General features: G+C 33.3%; 19 protein-coding genes and 1 pseudogene. 9 read left to right on the top strand and 11 right to left on the bottom strand.

Going from position 1 to position 19923, the window contains the following annotated elements; translation table 11 throughout:
* Positions 1 to 33: 33 nt before the first annotated feature.
* From rplW to rpsJ, 4 genes are read right to left on the bottom strand one after another with little or no spacing between them, the layout of a single operon-like run.
* Entirely contained in the window at positions 34 to 309 is a 276-nt protein-coding gene (rplW, locus tag KA828_RS00285; RefSeq protein ID WP_011275127.1) for a 50S ribosomal protein L23, read from the bottom strand.
* A complete protein-coding gene (gene rplD, locus KA828_RS00280) occupies positions 309 to 932 on the bottom strand; it encodes a 50S ribosomal protein L4 (RefSeq protein WP_011275126.1) in 624 nt (207 codons plus the stop codon). Before rplD ends, rplW begins: the two co-directional genes overlap by 1 nt.
* Before the next feature lie 26 nt (positions 933 to 958).
* Complete coding sequence (gene rplC / locus KA828_RS00275; protein ID WP_053028556.1) at positions 959 to 1621, bottom strand: 50S ribosomal protein L3; 663 nt, start codon at positions 1619 to 1621, stop codon at positions 959 to 961.
* A 27-nt stretch (positions 1622 to 1648) separates the two neighbouring features.
* The gene (rpsJ, locus tag KA828_RS00270) at positions 1649 to 1957 is read right to left on the bottom strand and encodes a 30S ribosomal protein S10 (RefSeq protein ID WP_033079618.1); all 309 of its coding nucleotides are present in this window, start codon (positions 1955 to 1957) and stop codon (positions 1649 to 1651) included.
* 376 nt (positions 1958 to 2333) lie between these two features.
* Between rpsJ and KA828_RS00265 the strand changes: the two genes are divergently transcribed.
* Both KA828_RS00265 and KA828_RS00260 read left to right on the top strand, forming a co-directional pair.
* On the top strand, positions 2334 to 2729 hold the full coding sequence (locus KA828_RS00265; RefSeq protein ID WP_053028557.1) for a hypothetical protein: 396 nt from the start codon (positions 2334 to 2336) through the stop codon (positions 2727 to 2729).
* A gap of 64 nt (positions 2730 to 2793) precedes the next feature.
* Positions 2794 to 3074, top strand: a pseudogene (locus tag KA828_RS00260) (transposase); the annotation flags it as partial.
* Between the two features lie 336 nt (positions 3075 to 3410).
* On the opposite strand, the gene KA828_RS00255 reads toward KA828_RS00260, so the two are convergent.
* Together KA828_RS00255 and KA828_RS00250 are read right to left on the bottom strand one after the other, a co-directional pair.
* Entirely contained in the window at positions 3411 to 4745 is a 1335-nt protein-coding gene (locus KA828_RS00255) for an NCS2 family permease (RefSeq protein ID WP_053028558.1), read from the bottom strand.
* A gap of 113 nt (positions 4746 to 4858) precedes the next feature.
* Positions 4859 to 6994 carry a DNA topoisomerase III gene (locus tag KA828_RS00250; RefSeq protein WP_210125182.1) on the bottom strand — a complete coding sequence of 712 codons (2136 nt, stop codon included), beginning with the start codon at positions 6992 to 6994 and terminating at the stop codon, positions 4859 to 4861.
* 148 nt (positions 6995 to 7142) lie between these two features.
* Between KA828_RS00250 and KA828_RS00245 the strand changes: the two genes are divergently transcribed.
* The 3 genes from KA828_RS00245 (at position 7143) to KA828_RS00235 (ending at position 9889) form a co-directional block, all read left to right on the top strand.
* The gene (locus tag KA828_RS00245) at positions 7143 to 8015 is read left to right on the top strand and encodes a GNAT family N-acetyltransferase (protein WP_075108006.1); all 873 of its coding nucleotides are present in this window, start codon (positions 7143 to 7145) and stop codon (positions 8013 to 8015) included.
* A 191-nt stretch (positions 8016 to 8206) separates the two neighbouring features.
* Positions 8207 to 9070 carry a GRP family sugar transporter gene (locus KA828_RS00240; RefSeq protein WP_053028561.1) on the top strand — a complete coding sequence of 288 codons (864 nt, stop codon included), beginning with the start codon at positions 8207 to 8209 and terminating at the stop codon, positions 9068 to 9070.
* A gap of 27 nt (positions 9071 to 9097) precedes the next feature.
* Positions 9098 to 9889: a glucose 1-dehydrogenase gene (locus tag KA828_RS00235; protein WP_210125181.1), complete on the top strand. Its 792-nt coding sequence runs from the start codon at positions 9098 to 9100 to the stop codon at positions 9887 to 9889.
* A 76-nt stretch (positions 9890 to 9965) separates the two neighbouring features.
* Here KA828_RS00235 and KA828_RS00230 read toward each other — a convergent pair whose 3' ends face one another.
* The gene (locus tag KA828_RS00230) at positions 9966 to 10874 is read right to left on the bottom strand and encodes an AEC family transporter (protein WP_193839064.1); all 909 of its coding nucleotides are present in this window, start codon (positions 10872 to 10874) and stop codon (positions 9966 to 9968) included.
* A gap of 139 nt (positions 10875 to 11013) precedes the next feature.
* On the opposite strand from KA828_RS00230, the gene KA828_RS00225 reads away from it, so the two are divergent.
* Both KA828_RS00225 and mspA read left to right on the top strand, forming a co-directional pair.
* Positions 11014 to 11181: an SE1832 family protein gene (locus tag KA828_RS00225; protein ID WP_178377470.1), complete on the top strand. Its 168-nt coding sequence runs from the start codon at positions 11014 to 11016 to the stop codon at positions 11179 to 11181.
* A gap of 188 nt (positions 11182 to 11369) precedes the next feature.
* Positions 11370 to 11687 carry a membrane stabilizing protein MspA gene (gene mspA, locus KA828_RS00220; RefSeq protein WP_053028564.1) on the top strand — a complete coding sequence of 106 codons (318 nt, stop codon included), beginning with the start codon at positions 11370 to 11372 and terminating at the stop codon, positions 11685 to 11687.
* 89 nt (positions 11688 to 11776) lie between these two features.
* On the opposite strand, the gene KA828_RS00215 is transcribed toward mspA, so the two are convergent.
* The 3 genes from KA828_RS00215 to KA828_RS00205 form a co-directional block, all read right to left on the bottom strand.
* Complete coding sequence (locus KA828_RS00215) at positions 11777 to 14959, bottom strand: efflux RND transporter permease subunit (RefSeq protein WP_210125180.1); 3183 nt, start codon at positions 14957 to 14959, stop codon at positions 11777 to 11779.
* A 129-nt stretch (positions 14960 to 15088) separates the two neighbouring features.
* Positions 15089 to 16348, bottom strand: a complete 1260-nt coding sequence (locus KA828_RS00210) for a lipid II:glycine glycyltransferase FemX (RefSeq protein ID WP_075108009.1) — start codon at positions 16346 to 16348, stop codon at positions 15089 to 15091.
* A gap of 410 nt (positions 16349 to 16758) precedes the next feature.
* Entirely contained in the window at positions 16759 to 17520 is a 762-nt protein-coding gene (locus tag KA828_RS00205; protein ID WP_075108011.1) for a VOC family protein, read from the bottom strand.
* Positions 17521 to 17697: 177 nt separating this feature from the next.
* Between KA828_RS00205 and KA828_RS00200 the strand changes: the two genes are divergently transcribed.
* Both KA828_RS00200 and KA828_RS00195 read left to right on the top strand, forming a co-directional pair.
* Positions 17698 to 18135 carry a MarR family winged helix-turn-helix transcriptional regulator gene (locus KA828_RS00200; RefSeq protein WP_210125179.1) on the top strand — a complete coding sequence of 146 codons (438 nt, stop codon included), beginning with the start codon at positions 17698 to 17700 and terminating at the stop codon, positions 18133 to 18135.
* Positions 18132 to 19337 carry an MFS transporter gene (locus KA828_RS00195; protein WP_210125178.1) on the top strand — a complete coding sequence of 402 codons (1206 nt, stop codon included), beginning with the start codon at positions 18132 to 18134 and terminating at the stop codon, positions 19335 to 19337. Before KA828_RS00200 ends, KA828_RS00195 begins: the two co-directional genes overlap by 4 nt.
* Positions 19338 to 19390: 53 nt before the next feature.
* Here KA828_RS00195 and KA828_RS00190 read toward each other — a convergent pair whose 3' ends face one another.
* Positions 19391 to 19744: a SarA family transcriptional regulator gene (locus KA828_RS00190; protein WP_053028570.1), complete on the bottom strand. Its 354-nt coding sequence runs from the start codon at positions 19742 to 19744 to the stop codon at positions 19391 to 19393.
* Positions 19745 to 19923 lie beyond the last annotated feature (179 nt).

Below are 19923 nucleotides of genomic sequence, written 5' to 3'. Positions count from 1 at the left end.
TTACCTCCTTAATGGTAACTTTTATTTTATTGTTTAGTTGAATAAGTCAATTGAACCTTCTTTTAAAGTAACAATCGCTTTTCTTCTTTTGTTTGTATAGCCTTGGTAACGGCCCATACGTTTTTTCTTAGGTTTGTAGTTGATGATGTTTACATTTGCAACTTTAACGTCGAAAATTTCTTCAACTGCAATTTTAACTTGTGTTTTATTAGCACGAGTATCTACGTCAAAAGTGTATTTATCTTCAGCCATTGCTTCAGAAGATTTTTCAGTGATTACGGGGCGCTTAAGAACATCTCTTGCTTCCATTATCCGAGCACCTCCTCAACTTTTTTCGCAGCTGATTCAGTAATAATAACACTGTCAGCGCTAGTGATATCTAATACGTTTAATCCTTGAGCAGTACTAACTTGTACGCCAGGGATGTTACGTGCAGATAATTCAACGTTTACATCTTCGCTATCAGTAACTACTAACACTTTTTTAGGTTGTTCAAGTGTAGTTAATACGTTTTTGAATTCTTTTGTTTTTGGAGCTTCAAAACCAAAATTATCAACGATAGTGAAGTTGTTTTCTTTCACTTTGAAAGATAATGCAGAACGTAATGCTAAACGACGCATTTTCTTAGGCATTTTGTATGCATAACTTCTTGGTGTTGGACCGAATACGATACCACCACCACGCCATTGTGGGGCACGAATAGTACCTTGACGTGCACGTCCTGTACCTTTTTGTCTCCATGGTTTACGTCCGCCACCACGTACAGCAGAACGATTTTTAACTGCGTGAGTTCCTTGTCGTAATGAAGCACGTTGTAAATTAATTGCTTCGAAAAGAACACTGTTATTTGGTTCAATAGCGAATACTGAATCGCTTAATTCAACAGAACCTGATTTAGATCCGTCTACTTTTAAAACATCATAATTAGCCATTATGCTTTTCCTCCTTTCGCTACTTATTATTTATTACCTTTTTTGATTGAAGTTTGGATTTCTAAGAAACCTTTTTTAGGTCCAGGTACGTTACCTTTTACTAAAATTACGTTGTTATCTGTATCAACTTGAACTACTTCTAAGTTTTGAACAGTAACTGTGTTTCCACCCATACGTCCAGGCATTTTTTGGCCTTTGAATACTCTTGATGCATCTGAAGCCATACCTACTGAACCTGGTGCTCTGTGGAAATGAGAACCGTGAGCCATTGGTCCACGTGCTTGGCCATGACGTTTAATTGCACCTTGGAAACCTTTACCTTTTGAAGTTCCAGTTACATCAATAATGTCTCCAGCTTCAAAAGTATCTACTGTGACTTCTTGACCTACTTCGTATTCATCAACATTAACGTTTCTGAATTCACGAATGAAGCGCTTAGGTGCTGTGCCCGCTTTCTTAGCGTGACCTTCAGCTGGTTTATTTGCATATTTATTTGATTTAGCATCTTTTTTATATGCTTTTTTGTCTTCAAAACCTACTTGGATAGCATTGTAGCCATCTACTTCTTCAGTTTTCTTTTGTAATACTACGTTTTGACTTGCTTCTACTACTGTTACTGGGATTAATTCACCGTTTTCTCCGAATACTTGTGTCATCCCAATTTTTCTTCCTAAGATTCCTTTGGTCATCGAAAGTCCACCTCCTAAAATTTTCTATTATAATTTAATTTCGATGTCTACACCAGATGGTAAGTTTAATCCCATTAGGGCATCAACTGTTTTTGGTGTTGGGTTAACAATATCGATTAAACGTTTATGTGTACGTTGTTCGAATTGTTCACGTGAATCTTTGTCCTTATGCACCGCACGGATAATTGTGTAAACTGATTTTTCAGTTGGTAACGGAATCGGTCCAGAAACTTCTGCACCAGAACGTTTTGCAGTTTCAACAATTTTCTCTGCTGATTGATCAATCACACGGTGATCGTAAGCTTTTAATCTGATTCTGATTTTTTGTTTTGCCATAATTTTCCCTCCTTATTCGTCTACATTTAAGTGATAGACTTCTCCACGAAAACTATCTCACACAACGCCATGGCAAAGCGGCCGGGTGTGTCAGTAACCTTTCGCTTCATCGCTTTCATCAAGTCCAACATTAGATATGTTACAGGAAAAACATTGATAAATCAAGGCTTTTCTATAACTTTTTGTACTTTGTCTAACACATACCTAAGTATTGTACTTTAAATAGATGAGGACATCAACCATTTTAGGTAAATTTTTTCCCTTTTTTTGTTTTTACTTTATAATATAGGTAATTGTTGTTATGAATTTTGATTTCTTCTATTTAATAGTAGAAATTTGAATTTGTTTCTTTTATTTACATCCGGAGGTGAATGTTTTGAAGAAAGGTACTAAAACTGCGCTTGCAATTATTAGCGTCGTCTTATTAATTTGTGAATTTTTCTATGGTATACCATTTCTAGGCGGAAGCTTTATCTTAGGCTTCGGTTGGCAACCCTTATTAGTCAATGCCTTTTTATATCTTATAGTAGCTCTTATTCTATTAATAGATACTCAAAATGCTATTAAGCCAATGTCTATCATTCCTATTATAGGTATTGTTGGTTCTTTTATCGCATTTATTCCTATTATTGGTATGTTTGTCCATTGGATTCTATTCTTCCTAATGGTTTTCTTTATTTTCGTTGTTTTAAACGCACCTAATTACGTTCGTAATAAAGATGCTAAAGTCGTTTACACACAATATAAAGATGATCAATCCAAAAAATGGTAATTTAAAACAATCTTAGATTAGCTGTGAAGAGATCTATGACGGTAGATTTCTTCACAGCTATTTTTATATAGGCATGGATATCAAACGATATCAATCTAGTAACACTCACTATAGGGATACAATTAATAAACGGGAAGTAAAAAAGCTAGACAATTATTATTTTGGATAGTGATGAGTATTATTTAGAGTTAACGTAACTACGATAATCATGTCGTCGACTATTATTATAAACTAAAAAAGCAGCCTAATGAGTAATCTCAAAAGACTGCCGTCATCGCTTGTATAAATCGACTATTAAAAACGATTCATTATCTGGTAATGAATCAAAGATCGTACGATTATTAAATGTCCCCACATTAGCAAAACGTACAACCAACTACAATTTGACATCTTATTCAAAAAAATTAAAATTGAACGGTTTAGTTAAGTAATGCTTATTTTATTTGTAACTGCTTGACTAATCGTAGGAAAGGAGTGGGATGGATTCTTTTAATTTCATCGTCCGCCCCTAGCTTGCTTAACTTGTAGAATTAAATAATGAGTTTCTCTTTGCTGGGCCCCCGCCCGCAAGGATGACTAGAACTGAAAAAGCTTAATTTAAGCGCTTTTCAGTTCAGTCAACTACTATTAATTTGCAAAGTAGCATTATCTTATTATTTTGTTACAGCCCTTTATGACGATTTAGCCGTGTACAAAGATGAAGTATAGAATGAATAGTACCATTAAGAAATACATAATTGGATGTACTTCTTTATGTTTTTTTGTAATGATCATTGTAATTGGATAGAATATGAATCCACAAGCAATACCAGTTGCAATTGAATATGATAGTGGCATCATAATAATTGTTATAAATGCTGGCACTGCGACTTCAAATTTCTTCCAGTTAATTTCTGCAAAATTCGCAGCCATTAAAATACCAACCACTACTAATGCAGGTGTTGTTACTGCACTTGTAACAATTTCAATTAACGGACTGAAGAATAATGCTAACAAGAAACAGAATCCAGTTACTATACTTGCAAACCCTGTTCTTGCTCCAACCGCTACACCTGACGTTGATTCGATGTAAGACGTTGTAGTTGTTGTACCAAAGATCGCGCCCACAATAGTTGCGAGTGAATCGGCAAATAACGCTCTACCTGCTCTAGGTAATTTGTTTTCCTTCATAATACCCGCTTGAGTTGCTACAGCCACCAATGTTCCTGCAGTATCGAAAAAGTCTATAAAGAAGAATGTTAAAATAACAATTAAAAATTGAATCGTAAATAATTGGCCTGGATCTTTAAATGCTTCAAAGGCTGCACCAAATGTTGGTGTAATGCTAGGTATTTTACCTACTATGCCTGATGGTGTATGTATTAGTCCTGTTATCATTCCAACGATAGCAGTTATAATCATACCAATAAAAATTGAGCCTGGTACTTTTCTAGCGTATAAAATAATTGTTATCGCGATACCAAAGATTGCCAATAAAACAGGACCTTTAGTTAAATGTCCTAATGTAACTAATGTAGAATCATTTTTTACAATGATACCAGCACTTTGTAAACCTACAAAAGTAATAAATAATCCAATCCCAGCAGATACTGCCATTTTCATTTGATACGGAATAGCATTAATAATTATCTCTCGAAGACCGGTTGCAGTTAGAATTGCAAAGAATATTCCCGAGAATAATACCCCTGTTAAACCTATTTGCCAAGGAATACCCATCGTTAATACTACCGTAAATGCGAAGAATGCATTAAGTCCCATACCTGGTGCAAGTGCGATCGGATATTTCGCAATCAGTCCCATAAATAAAGAACCCACAAATGCTGCTAAAGCTGTTGCTACAAAAATAGCGCCTTGATCCATTTTCATGTCGCCTGATACGCCTTTAACACCTGCTAAACTTAATACTTGAGGATTTACAGCTAAAATGTATGCCATTGATAAGAAAGTTGTGATACCACCGATGATCTCTTTCTTATAGTTAGTATCATACTCGTCGAATTGAAAGTATTTTTTCACGGCTTTAAACTCCTTTAATTGAAATACTTTAATATTTTAATATTACTTGTCGAAAAACACAATACTAAAAACGAACTTTTTCGATATTTAACTTAATTAAGTTCGATTTTAAACTATAATTTTAGATTTTTCAGTGCATCTTTAAACGGGTTATTCTCAAGTGACTCCTCTTTATTCATATATTTTTTCATTTCTTTTTTAGATACTTTGCCACTCGTTTTATTTTTGAACCTTTTATCCATTTGTTCTTGCGTTTCTGTATGACCACAAACACATCGATATACTGCTTCCTTTCCCCTACCAAATAATGTCATTTTCTTTTTACAATTTGGACAACGTGCATTGGTTTTACGCTGTACGTTCTTTTTAGTTTTGCAAGCAGGATCTTGGCACACTAACATTTGTCCATTTTTAGTTTTAACTTTAATCATAAACTTCCCACAGGTAGGACATTCTGTTGTCGTTAAATTGTCATGCTTGTATTTTCGCTCACTGTTTTTAATATTATTTACAATAGCTTGCGTAAATGACTTCATTTCATCAATAAAGCGTCGTGAATTGTACTTACCTTTTTCAATTTGCATTAACTTCTCTTCCCACTCAGCCGTCAACAATGGAGATGTTAATTCTTGTGGCGCAAGCTCTAGAATTTGTTTTCCTTTAGGTGTAACTTTAATCTTGCCATCTCTAGATTCAATGGCATTGATATTAAAAAGCTTCTCAATGATATCAGCACGCGTCGCAACTGTGCCAATCCCACCAGTTTGCTTCAATGTATTAGCGTGTTTCTTTTCTTTAAGTTGAATATAGTTTTGCGGATTCTCCATCGCTTTTAACAGTGAACCTTCATTAAAGTATTCTGGAGGCGTTGTTTCATGTTCATTAACCTTGATATTGTTTAGATAATAACTTTCACCCTTTTTAAAAGAAGCACCCTTAACCACATCATTATTACTCATTTTAAGTGCTTTATAGCCTAATTGACGGGTAATCTTTTCATTTAAAACAAATGTATGTTTACCAACGCTAACATTTACTTTAATTGCTTCATATTCATGTGGCGACATTAACGATTCCAAGAATCTTTCAGCCACCATCATATATATCTTGCTTTCTCTATTGCTTAAACGTTCCATATCAGGACGTACTTCAGTTGGAATAATCGCGTGATGATCTGACACTTTTTGATTATTAAAAATACGCATTTTACGTGAGTATGATTGTCCTATTAGGGGCCTTACTTGTGCTTTATAATCAGTAGCTAGTAATGCTTGTAATCGTTCTTTAATCGTATCAACCATATCATCAGTTAAATAATTAGAATCTGTACGTGGATATGTGAGTACTTTATGACGCTCATATAAATTTTGAATGGTATTAAGTGTTTCTTTAGGTCCCATTTTGTATCGTTGATATGCTTCTTGTTGCAAATCCGTTAAATTATAAAGTGGTTTTGGATAACTTTTTTTGAGTTTCTTATCAACGCTGTCAACGCTACCTTCAGCATGTTTGACTTCATTTGCAATTTGCATGACATCTTCTTTAGTCATATGGTGACGATCCGTTGCTAATTGGAAGATTAATCCAGCTATTTCACTAGACAACGTATAATATTTCTTGGGCTTAAAATGATTAATTGCTTGTTGTCTAGCATTGACCAATTGTATCGTTGGCGTTTGAACGCGACCTAATGATAATTGCGCATCATATTTTGTTGTAAGCGCACGTGTAGCATTGATACCTACAATCCAATCCGCTTCACTTCTAGCTAATGCTGCTTCATAAAGATGTTGGAATTGTCGACCATCTTTCAAATTTTTAAAACCATCACGTATTGCTTTCTTAGTTACAGAACTAATCCACAAACGTTTAATTGGCTTTTTATTATGCACTTTATCTAATATGAGACGTGCTACAAGTTCCCCTTCTCTTCCAGCATCAGTTGCGATGACAATATCTTTAACATTCTTATCTAATATAAGTGATTTCACAGTTTTAAATTGTTTACTCGTCTTACCAATGACGACCGTATGCATTTGTTTAGGAATAATAGGTAAATCTTCAAGTTTCCATTCTTTAAATGCTTTATCATAATGTTCAGGTTGCGCGTTAGTAACTAAATGTCCTAACGCCCATGTAACAATATAACGCTCATTTTCAATATAACCATTGCGTTTCCCTTTTATATTCATAGCTTCAGCAATATCTCTAGCTACGGATGGCTTCTCAGCTAAAATTAATGATTTCATAGAACTTTCCTTTCGATAAAAGATCTCTCAGTTAATGTTTTTGATAATAATACAATTGTAACACGATAGACAATAGTCCAAACTTTCAATTACTAATAAATAAATTTATAATTAATTTAACAAATTGATATTGAAATGGAGGTACGCTATGGACATTATTAAAGTAAGCAACCTGAACCAAATCATATCTTTTATTAATTCATCATCAGACAAAATTGCGTCTTATATATATAAACTTCATTCGTCTAATGATGATGTAGAACAGTTGCTCAATGCATCTATCAATACGACAGGTGTTTTCTGTTTAATAGAAGATGACTCAATTGTCGCACTCATCACTGGAATATTATATGAAGAAGATAAGTACAAAGTTATTGGACCATTCGTTAAAACAGATTTTGATTTTACAGAGGCACATTTTATTTCTTTATTTTCAGCATTAAGAGATGAACAATCTGCTAATGCAACATTTAACTTCTCTTATAATGATTGCACACAAAATTCAAAACCTTTAATGAAGACGATTCATGCAAATTATAACTTTACGGATTATTACTTAAACGTCTATCAATCACTTAATGAACCAGATGCTGAAATGAACATCATTGAATATCAGCCGGGATTTCAACGTGCTTTTAGTAAATTACATGCGCAGACATTTAGGCATAATGCTTTAACACCAAAAGAAATTGTAAATACTTTAGATGAATATAATCGTTTATTCCTATTTGTAAGTGAAGGCTTACTTAAAGGTTATCTTTATTTACAAATCGATAGTCAATCTTCGCTAGCTGAAATAAGATATTTTAGTTCACATACTGATTATCGTCTAAAAGGGATCGCATTTGATTTACTATCGTACGCAATACATTATGCCTTTGAACACTATGCAGTGAATAAAGTTTATTTTAAAATACGAAGTAAAAATGCTGCCTTAGTTGAACGTTTTAATGAATTAGGATTTGAAATTGAAAGTGAATATACTAAATACAAAATTGATCCAAGTCAATTACATCATTAAGCTTATATGAAAGCATAGGAAAGAACGAACTTCTAAATGAAATCACTGTTCCTTTCCTATGCTTTTCTATTTTCAATACGATTGTATTTGAGCGTTTACATTTTAAAATGAATATTTTTCAGATAAAATGTTCACGAGTGTTATAGGAAGGAAGCACTTTTAAGTAATTAAATAAGGAGAGTGTCAGTATAATGCAGTTTATAGATATACTTATCGCATTATTACCAGCCCTATTTTGGGGGAGTGTTGTTTTAATTAATGTCTATGTAGGTGGCGGTCCCTACAACCAAATTAGAGGTACGACATTAGGTGCACTAATTGTCGGTTTCATATTACTCTTAATTGGTAAAGCAGAATTTGATAATTTAACAGTCATTATCGTTGGCTTAATTTCAGGTGCGTTATGGGCATTTGGACAAGGTAACCAATTACGTTCAATCAGTTTAATCGGTGTGTCTAAAACAATGCCAATATCAACTGGTATGCAATTAGTTGGTACGACATTATTTAGTGCTATTTTTCTTGGTGAATGGAGTACCGGTGTTCAAGTCACGTTAGGAATTATCGCAATGATTCTATTAGTTACAGGTATCGCATTAACCTCATTACGTGGTAAGAATGAAGGTCAATCCAATGATCCAGAATTTAAGAAAGCAATGTTAATACTTATCATTTCAACAGTGGGTTATGTTGGATATGTCGTAATTGCCGATATCTTTGGTGTCAGTGGTACGGATGCATTATTCTTCCAATCAATTGGTATGGCTATTGGTGGTTTCTTACTATCAATGAAACATGAAACCAATATTAAATCTACTGCGCTTAACTTAATCCCTGGTGTTGTATGGGCCGTAGGTAACTTATTCATGTTCTATTCACAACCTAAAGTTGGTGTTGCAACAAGTTTCTCATTATCACAATTACTTGTTATCGTATCAACATTAGGCGGTATTTTCTTATTAGGCGAGAAAAAAGACAAACGTCAAATGATTGGTATTTGGTCTGGTATCGTTCTAATTGTCATTGCCGCATTTATACTAGGAAATCTTAAATAGTTTGATTAATTCTAAGGAGGAGTCAGATTGTTTTCAGATTTAGAAGGCAAAGTTATTATTATAACTGGTGCCGGAAGTGGCATTGGTAAATCGTTTGCTGAGAATTTTGGTAAAGCAAAAGCAAAAGTCGTTTTAAATTATCGCTCAAATCGTCATTTAGACGAAATTGAAGCAGTCAAACATATCATTCATGATGCTGGTGGACAAGCCATTTCAGTTCAAGCGGATGTAGCCGTTGAAGAAGATGTACAACAATTAGTACAAGCTGCGGTTAATGAATTTGGTACGTTAGACATTATGATTAATAATGCTGGCTTTGAAAAACCAATTCCATCACATAAAATGTCTGTTGAAGAATGGCAAAAAGTGATAGACATTAATTTGACTGGGGCCTTTATAGGATCTAGAGAAGCTGTTAATCAGTTCTTAAAAGAAGATAAAAAAGGTATTATCATCAATACATCAAGTGTACACGATACTATACCTTGGCCTAACTATGTTAACTATGCTGCTAGTAAAGGCGGTTTGAAATTAATGATGGAAACAATGTCGATGGAATATGCACAACACGGTATTCGTATCAATAATATTTCTCCAGGTGCAATCGTTACTGAACATACTAAGGAAAAATTTTCTGATCCAGATACACGCGCAGAAACATTGGAAATGATTCCAGCTAAAGAAATAGGTGAAGCACAAGATGTTGCTAATGTTGCTTTATTCTTAGCTTCAGATTTAGCTAAATATATACATGGAACTACAATTTACGTTGATGGTGGTATGACGAACTACCCTGCCTTCATGGGTGGTAAAGGTTAAGTTTTATGTGCTAATCATAAAAAGCAAGCAATTCTAAAAAAGAATTGCTTGCTTTTTTCATATTTATATTACTTTATTATACAAATAGTGCCTGATAAATATAAAGAATGATAATACTTATAACGATTGAAATATTCGTTACCATACCGACTAAAGGTAACGTTTTATATTTAAATTGAATAGAATATGGAATAATCGCTACACCTACAGGTAGTAGCCAAGCAATAAGCAATGTCGTCTTAATCATTTCATCTGAAACAGGTAATAAGAAATGAACGAGTAGTCCGGCTATTAAGCCTAAACCATAATGTGCTAATAAATATTTAATCGCAATGGGTAAGAAATGGCGTTCTATCTTGAAGTTAAGCATAACACCTAATAAAATCATTGAAAGTGGCATGTTCGCTTTAGAGATAATTGTGAAAAAATCAATTGACACCTTTGGTAAATGAATATTTAGCATATTCAAAGTAAACATAATGATATATGTGACAAGCGGAACGGATGTAATAAGTTTCTTACCTAGATATTTAAAATCGAACTGATCTCCGCCTTGACTAAAATAGCTACCAACAAAATAAGTTACGCCAAACATAATAATTGCGCCACCAATATCAGCCATACCAAAATAAATCATACCGTTCTTTGGCCAAATTGTATCAACTAGCGGATAAGCAAATAATCCAATGTTAAGTGATGCAGTCATCATCCCTACTGTACCTTTAATATGGTTATTATGTCTGTTAAATAGCCATAAAACAGTTATCTTAGCAAGCACACCATATGCAATCATCATGATAGGTAATATTGAAAATGAAAAATCTAATGATGCACTGTTAAGATTAACAATAACTAAAGAAGGTAGTGTGACATTAAGTACTAGCGTTGATAACACTTGACTATCTGCTGCTTTCAAAAAGTTTATACGTTTCAATAGATATCCTAGCGCGATTAAAAGAATGATCATTATAAACTGCTCTGTCACGGTAGTTCCTTCCTTCTACTAAAACATTTTATTACAGTTAAATACTTTAACATAATTTACATCATTTTTAGAAGTGTCTTGTTTCATGCTATAATTCAATGTGATTATTAAATTTTGATGTTAAAGGGGTTTAAGACTAATGGATTTAGAATCACAATTAGATGAATTAAAATATGATTATGTTCGATTACAAAATGACCTCGAAAAGCGAGAATCTCTAAATCAAACGATAGATCCTCTCGTTAAGCAATTAGAAGACATCGAATTACAAATTGCTGACATACGTGCTAAATTACGTCAGAAATAACGATTGTCTTGATTTAGACCAATTTAGGATTAATTTGTTGCCCTAGCGCTTTCTGTAGTAATCATCTAAACTAAGAATAGTCATACTTGGGCACCTTTCCAATCCATTAAGTAATTGCCAATTTGTAATAAATTGTATATTATTTTCAGACAAATAATATAAGTTGTAATTAGAAAGGAAGACAACAGGTGAAACTCTACTTATTATTATTACCCGTTTTATATCTCATTGTTAGTTATATAAGTATTTTCAAAATGCATTCTATATTTATTCGTATTTTACGCATTATCATGGGTGTGTTATTACTATTTGTATTAGCCTTAACAACACTACAATTTCCAGCTGAAAACTGGTGGGTCTTTGTTGTATTAGCCCTACTTGTCGGTAATGTTGAAGTAACTGCATTCAAAGCTTTAAAACATGATGCTAAAGCTGTTTCAATTCTGAATATCCTATCAGTTATTTTATTTGTAATTTATATCATTTTAATTTTTGTAATGTACTAAACCATTCTTTATAAGATTAAAAGAAGCCTAAGGCATCAATCAATGTCTTAGGCTTCTTTTTACATATTAGCAGTAGTTGGCTATATGTTTTATTTACGTGTTATTTTATTTTTTAAAGTGAAGAGGATTTCATAGATGACAGGTACTACAATTAAAGTAAGCAGTGTAGACGAAATTAATCCTCCAATGACAGTTGCTGCCATACCTTTTGATATTAATATTGAGCTGTCTTGACCAAATAATAGTGGTAACAATGCGCCAATAGTGGCAATGGCTGTCATCAGAATTGGTCTAATACGCGTACTTCCCGCTTCTAGCAATGCTTCTTTCATAGACATACCTTCTTGCTCATTTGTAATCACACGATCTATTAACACAATGGCATTGGTTACAACGATACCTATTAACATTAACATACCTATTAAACTTGGCACCGAAATAGTTTCACCCGTAATGAGTAATGCTAATACGACACCGATAACTGTAAATGGTAGTGAGAACAGTATTGTGAATGGCGCTAAGCCACCTTTAAATGTGATAACTAATACGAGATAAACAATTACGATAGCTACTAGCATCGCAAATGCCAATTGACTTATTGCTTGATTAATATCATCTGTTGCACCACCAACGTTGATTTTAACGTTATCTGGTTTGTCTATATTATTAATTTTATTCATGACTTTACTTGAAACGCCACCAACGTCAGAATCTGTGATTTTACCAGATACTGTTGTTGCATAATCTCCGTCTTCTTGAACGAGTTTACTTGGTGTTGTTGTACGCTCAAGGTTCGCGATTTCTTTCAGTTGAACTGTTTCACCAGTTGGTGATTTTAATTCCATATTATTCAATTTATCTTTAGACCAATCTGTCTGTTTGTTTTGTTTAACTTTGACGTCTACTTTATTACCATTTTCTTTAACAGTGGTAATCGTTTTTTCTGGTAAATTCTCATTTAAATTCAATGCTAGTTGACCAGCTGAGATACCTTTTTCAGTTGCTTTATTTTGATCAACTTTAATTTCATATTGATCATACGTTTGCGATAAATCTGATTTTACATTAGTTATACCGCTAACAGATTTCATTTCTTTCTCTACTTTGGCAACGGTATCTTTGATTGCATTCGTTGAAGGTCCTTTTACAGTGACTTCAACCGAATCATTTCCAGAACCAGTACCCATGTCTTGATTTTTCCATTCACCAGGTTGATTCATCTTAGATAAATGTGAAATCACTTTATCAGGTTCTTCTTCAAAGTTAGGTGTGTCTTTATCATATTCAACCATAATCGCCATACTATTCGTGCTACCAGTTGGGTCTGCAGGTGAAGGTCCTCCCACAGAATATTGCACAGTTTTCACTTTATCTTTCGATTGCAAATAGGCTTGCGCTTGTTTTGCATGATTTAGCACAGCTTTTTCAGTTTCACCAGGTTTAGGTGTGTAAGTTACAGCTAGGAATTTATCATCACCAGTCGAAATATAGCTTGTACCTAATTTTGAGCCACCTAGTGCAATGCTTCCAATTAGGATAACGACACTAATAATTAAAACAATCCACTTATGATTTAAAGACCAGCCAAGGATTTTACGGTAGCCCTTACTTATGACGCCACGATTTTCTTCATTTTGACTACTCGAATGCGCCTTTAACTTAATTCCTTTTTTGAAAAATGTAGAAGCTAATGCAGGTACCACAGTAATAGATACAAGTAATGATGCTAACAAACTAAAGGCGATTGCTAAAGCGAAAGGTCTAAACATTTCACCTACTGAGCCTGATACAAATGCAAGTGGTAAGAATACGATTATCGTAACGATTGTAGAAGATAAAATAGGTTTAAAAACTTCTCTCGTTGCACTGATTACTAAATTGTCTCCAGACAATGCTTCTTTTGGATCTGATAATCGTCGATAAATATTTTCAACAACAACGATTGAGTCATCTATCACACGACCAATTGCGATTGTTAATGCGCCTAGCGTCAAAATATTTAAAGATACATCGCTTAATTTTAATGCAATGAGTGCGATTAAAATAGAAAGCGGAATAGAAACTATTGATATAGCCGTTGTTCTAATATTTCTCAAGAATAATAAGATAACAATAATTGCAACAATAGTTCCTAATGCTGCTTTTTCAACCATAGTATAAAGTGAATCTTCGATTGGCTTAGCAGTATCCATAGTCTTAGTCGCTTTAATGTCATCATTGTTTTTCACAAAGTCATCAATTTTCTTTTGTGCATCTTTAGCAACTTGAACCGTATTAGCATCTTGTGCTTTCATAATTTGGACATTGACCGCATCTTTCCCGTTCGTCTTAGAAATTGATTCACGTTCATCTCCAACAGTAATATTTGCTAAGTCACTTAACGGTACGCTTGGCATTTCACCACTAGACGCTTGAGATTGATTGTTCATTTGAGATTGAGCGCTTGACGATGATGCGCTATCTCCAGTACTACGCATCTCATTACCGGATTGGTCATCACTACTACTTGCCTGGCTTTGACCGCTTATTGTTAATGGGATTTTTAAGTTTTTAAGGGCATTGACGGATTTGAATTGACCATCAACGACGATTGATTTTTCATTTTTACCAAATTGAAATAATCCTAGAGGTGTTTCACGTGTTGCTGTTTTAATGTAATTCTCTACGTCATCAGCTGTTAATCCAGCTTCATCTAGTTTATTTTGTTTAAATTTTAATGTTACTTGTCTTGTAGTTTGACCATTAAGTTGCGCATTTTGTACGCCATCAACGGTTTGTAATTTAGGGATAAGTTGTGTATTGATTTCTTTTGTCGTCGCTTTGAGGTCATTATTTTTATTGGTAAATGAATACGCTACGATTGGGAATGCATCCATAGAATTTCGTGTTAATTCTGGTTCACTTACACCGTCTTTGAAGTCTAACTTATCTATTTCTTTCTTTAAGACTTCTTCAGCTTTATCCATATCCGTATCATTGTCATATTCAACGGTTACTATAGAGGCATTTTGTATTGACTGTGTTTTCACACTTTTTACATATGCGAGTGAGCGCACTTGGTCATCAATTTTGGAACTGATCTCATCTTGGGTTGTTTGAGGTGTCGCACCCGGCATTGTAGTTTGTACAGATATGACTGGATTTTCAACATCTGGCAGTAACTCGAGTTTTAATTTAGCACTAGCATATACACCTCCTAGAATAACTAATACAACCATCAAGAATATTGCAAATTTATTTCCTAACGAGAACGTTAGCATTTTCTTAATCACTTATGGTTTTCCCCCATTCTTATATCTTAAAAAATCATCCATTTTAGCCATCCCTATTATCCTAAAAAAATCTGAACGTCACAATGTTAGTTGTGTTATCGTTCAGATTAAATTCTAATAATAAATAAACTATTTACCTTTTAATTTACGAGAAATTTTAATTTTAGCTTTAGTTAAACGTGGTTTAACTTGTTCAATTAATTGATAAAGTGGTTGATTTAATACATAATCAAATTCACCTATTTTTTCACTTAGATACGTACCCCATACACGTTTAAACGCCCAAAGACCATAATGTTCAGAATCTTTATCTGGGTTATTATCCGTTCCTCCAAAGTCATAAGTTGTCGCACCATGTGCACGTGCAAATTTCATCATTTCAAATTGCATATGGTGGTTCGGTAAGACGTCTCGATAATCATTTGATGACGCACCATATAAATAATATGATTTTGAGCCAGCAAACATCAATAAAGCACCTGATAAATAAACACCTTCAGGATGTTTTGCTAATAAACCATTCATGTCTTCTTTTCTTTCTAATGCCTTCTGAATTTTAGCTTCGACATCATTGAGTTTATTCTGCGTCTTTTTATCTTGCTTTCTTTCATATTTGTCTTGTAATTGTGCTTTTTCGTTGTCCAGTTCTTGAAGTTCTTTATGAATGTCCTCTAAGACAGGCTTTGGTTCCAACTTAACAAGGAATAATTCAGCATCTCCATCTTCATGCAGAGAGTCATAAATATTTTGGAAATAACTTATATCTCTTGTTAAAAAGCCATCACGTTCTCCTGTTACCTTCATTAATTCCGCAAAAGTTTTAAGTCCTTCACGATTTGAACGTTCTACTTTCGTACCTCGTTTTAAAGCAAGACGTACTTTTGAACGATTTCGTCGATCAAAACTTTGGATTATTTCTTCATCTGTTTTATCGATTGGCGTAATCATTGTCATTCGTGGTTGAATGTAGTCTTTAGATAAACCTTCTTTAAACCCTTTATGTTTAAATCCTAATGCATTTAAATTTTTAAGTGCATCTATACCTTTATCGACTTCAACATCTGGATCAATTTTAATAGCATAGGCTTTTTCTGCTTTAGCTACTTTTTTAGTTTCGGCTAATAACTGTTCCAAGGCAGCTTTATCACTATAATCTGTTACGAATCCACGAGAAACATAACATAGCGTGAATGGTAGTTTAGGTATCTTCTTAAATAGTAATTGACCTACACCTTTAATTTCACCATCTTCGCCCACTGCCACACGTTTTGAATACCATCCTGTTAGTCGTTTTGTTTCTGCCCATTTCGTTAGTTGCAGCAAATCGCCATTAGGATGAGCTTTCACAAACGCATCATGCTCTTGGTTAGTGATATTCATCTTTTCCATGCTATAAAAACTCCTTTTTCTTTACATTAATTATAATTATACAATGTCATGATTTGAGTGTCGACAAACTCGCCGTCCGATTCAAATATTATTTCATGAATTTAAATTTTTGATATACTGTATAGACTTAAAATACTAATTTTTCTTAAAAAGAGGGTTATTATGCGAAATTTAATATTAATACTATTTATTATTTTAAACTTCATAGCTATTGTTGTTACGATGACTCAACCTTTAACTATTTCATATTTTAGTTTAAGAGTAATGTTCGTTGGATTGTCGTTCGTACTCACTATCTTTTTCTTATTATTACAAACGTCAAAAATAACTGTATACCTCAGTATACTCTCTTTAATACTTACAATCGTGCACATCGTATTGATTGCGCATAGTACTTATATTTACCTATATTAATCTTCTGGTTCAAAGCGATATTTAGCACCTTTTGTAATAATTGAGTACGGTGCAGTCGTTTCGCTATCTTTAAATACGACTGTATTATACCCCGACGTTTTCGCATCTTGTATACGGTATATAATGTGATCTGTCGTTAATTGTACATCCGTGTAATGATCGTCTTCTTCAAGAATGGTCATATCAAACCATTTTTGCCATTTTGAAAGTGTTTTTGCACGCTTTTCACTATCTATAATAATTTTGTCGATTTTGAATTGTTTTTGAAAAAGCGGTTCTAATTTCTGATTGTGTTTAACTTCTTTTTCTGCCCATTCAATAAAGAATGGCGGTTTTACCATGTAATCAGGATCTGCAATGTACAGTAGTTTCCATCTTACTTTGTCACCTTTTTTATTCTCTCTATGCATATCTATAGGTCCAATTGTTTCAATACCACGACCTTCTAATGTTTGCTTCAATTGTTCTATATTTGAGGTTCTTAAAGCAATTGTCTTAAAACCTTGTTGGAAGTGGTCTTGAACAATTTTAGTCGCAAATGCAACGCGACCCTCTTCTGTTTTTGACTCTTTAGTTAGTTTCTCTTTGTCTTCTACATCTATTAATTCAATATAATTTTCATTTATATAAGATAAACGATTAAATGTTCCAAATTTATGATGTTTACCACCCGAGCTAATTTTTAAGATTTCCCCTGGGTACTTAAAGTTCTTAAGGTTATCAACATAATGAATAATATGGTCAAATCTTAGTTCCATTGATCGTATTCCCCTTTAATTATTCGACTTGCATCTATCTTATCAAACTTCTTATCTGATTACTTCTTTTATTCATACAACTTATTAATAAAGTATTGCAATTTTTTTAAATACGTCATATTATAATTTTTGTTTCAAAAATAGTTAGCAAAGCTAACTTGTTGAAGGGAGTATATTATGTTAACAAATGAATTCTTCAATAGTTTCATCGGTTTATATCGCCCGTATATTAAACGGACGCAACCGATACTCGACCGATTCGATTTACACCACGGACAATGGTTAATATTAAGAGATATTGCCAGTACTTCCCCGACGACACTAGTTCATATCTCTAAACGTCGTTTTATTGAGAAACCTACGACACGTAAGATTATTAAAATTTTGTCTGAGAAAGAATTGTTAGTTATAAAACCAAGTAAGCAAGATAAACGTGAGAAATTATTAAGTCTCTCTGATAAAGGACAGGCACTATACGAAGAAGTTTATCGTGAGATTCTACCAGTTCAACAAGCGCTAATTAAGCATGCTGGATTATCAAAGGAAGATCTTGAAAGTGTCATAACAATAATGAATAAGCTTCATCTTGCGTTGGCAGAGGAGGAAGCAGAATGACACAAAACATAAATGCAAAACAACCCATCTTCACGAAGAGTTTTACGGTTAATTTCTCGATCAACTTTTTCGTGTATTTATGTATGTATCTTTTATTAGTCATTATTGCTGACTATAGTAAGACAACTTATCATGCATCGGATAGTCTAGCCGGACTCGTAGTAGGATTGTTTATTATCGGTTCTTTAATAGGAAGATTTGGTACTGGTAAATATGTTAATAAATTTGGCCCTAAAAAAATATTAATCACTGGATTACTATTACTTCTTATTACACAATTACTGTATTTTATACCCGGATCAATTACATTTTTAATGTTCGTACGTTTAATAAATGGCATTGCAACAGCTATTGCGACTACAGCAACTGGCACGATAGCTGCACATGTCACACCAGTTGAACGTAAGAGTGAAGGTATTAGCTTATTTTCTCTTAGTTTAGTACTTGGAACAGCTATAGGTCCTTTCTTTGGCATCTTATTATTAAAATCATTTTCTATCAATTTATTATTTACGATATGTGTCGTGTTAGGCCTTATTAGTTTAATTATTTCTTTATTTATTAAAATTGATTTCGATGCCGTTCATAATAAAACGGATGCTAAAGTAGCTCAAGCGTCTGGTTTCAACATTCACAACTTTATTGCTAAAGAAGCAGTACCTGTATCTATTGTTATGATGGTTATTGCATTAAACTATGCTTCCATACTCACTTTCCTAAAATTCTTTGCAGAGCAACGTCATTTATTAGAAGCATCCAGTTATTTCTTTATTTGTTATGCCATCGCTTCATTAATTACACGTCCAATTGCAGGACGTATGATTGATGCACGTACTGAAAATGTTGTTGTTTATCCAGCATTTATCGCACTAATCATTACCTTTGTCTTATTAGTATTCAGTTATAGTGGCTGGATGTTATTACTTGCTGGTGTCTTTCTAGGTATTGGTTATGGCAATTTATCGTCATCAATGCAAGCAATCGCTATTAAAGTGTCACCTACGAGTAAATATGGTATCGCAACATCAACCTACTTTATTGGTTTAGATATCGGCATTGGATTCGGACCATCTTTATTAGGCTTATTTACAGGTTTCATTAGCTATACAGAAGTTTATATTATTATGGCTATTGTAGCTGCACTTAGCATTGTACTTTACTTTTTTGTTCATGGTAGAAAAGTCAAAATGCAATATCAATAAATATAAAGCGCTAGGAAATCATTAAAACATTTCCTAGCGCTTATTATAATCTATTAATTAGCAATACTAATTGCTTCGATTTCAGATTTCATTTTATCTAATAATTTTTGTTGTGTTGCATTGAAGAAATAAAAAACTTGTCGCTCATCTGTTTCAGAGCGTAATTTAGAAATCAATTCTTTCTTATAAATTTTACGTATAATCACGTCAATTTTGCTTGTATCCCATAACATTTCAAAATGCAATGTATCGCGTAATTCTTTACCGCTAATTTTTTTACCTTCATAAACTTTAAATAAAACTACAAATTCCTCAATGGAAATTTTATACGATGATTTTAACCAATGTTTTAATTGGCTTAATTCTCTCTCTGCTGCAATAAAGCGTTGTACTTTTTCTGTTGCCATAATTAAAGACCTCCAATGTTGATTCTAAGATGTAGTTATTGCTTTAAAAAATTAATTTTCCTTAACAAAATTATATAACACATACACAATTTAATCTATTACAAATTTTATTTGTTTTCTGATTAGTGTTTAATACAAAATCTGTTATACATATACTCAGTGCTATTATGACATTCCTA

The organism is Staphylococcus sp. GDY8P85P (genome assembly GCF_017892405.1).
GTDB classification, from domain to species: Bacteria; Bacillota; Bacilli; order Staphylococcales; family Staphylococcaceae; genus Staphylococcus; species Staphylococcus borealis.
Note: the sequence above shows the minus strand (reverse complement) of the source record. Positions and strands in the feature narration are given on the sequence as shown.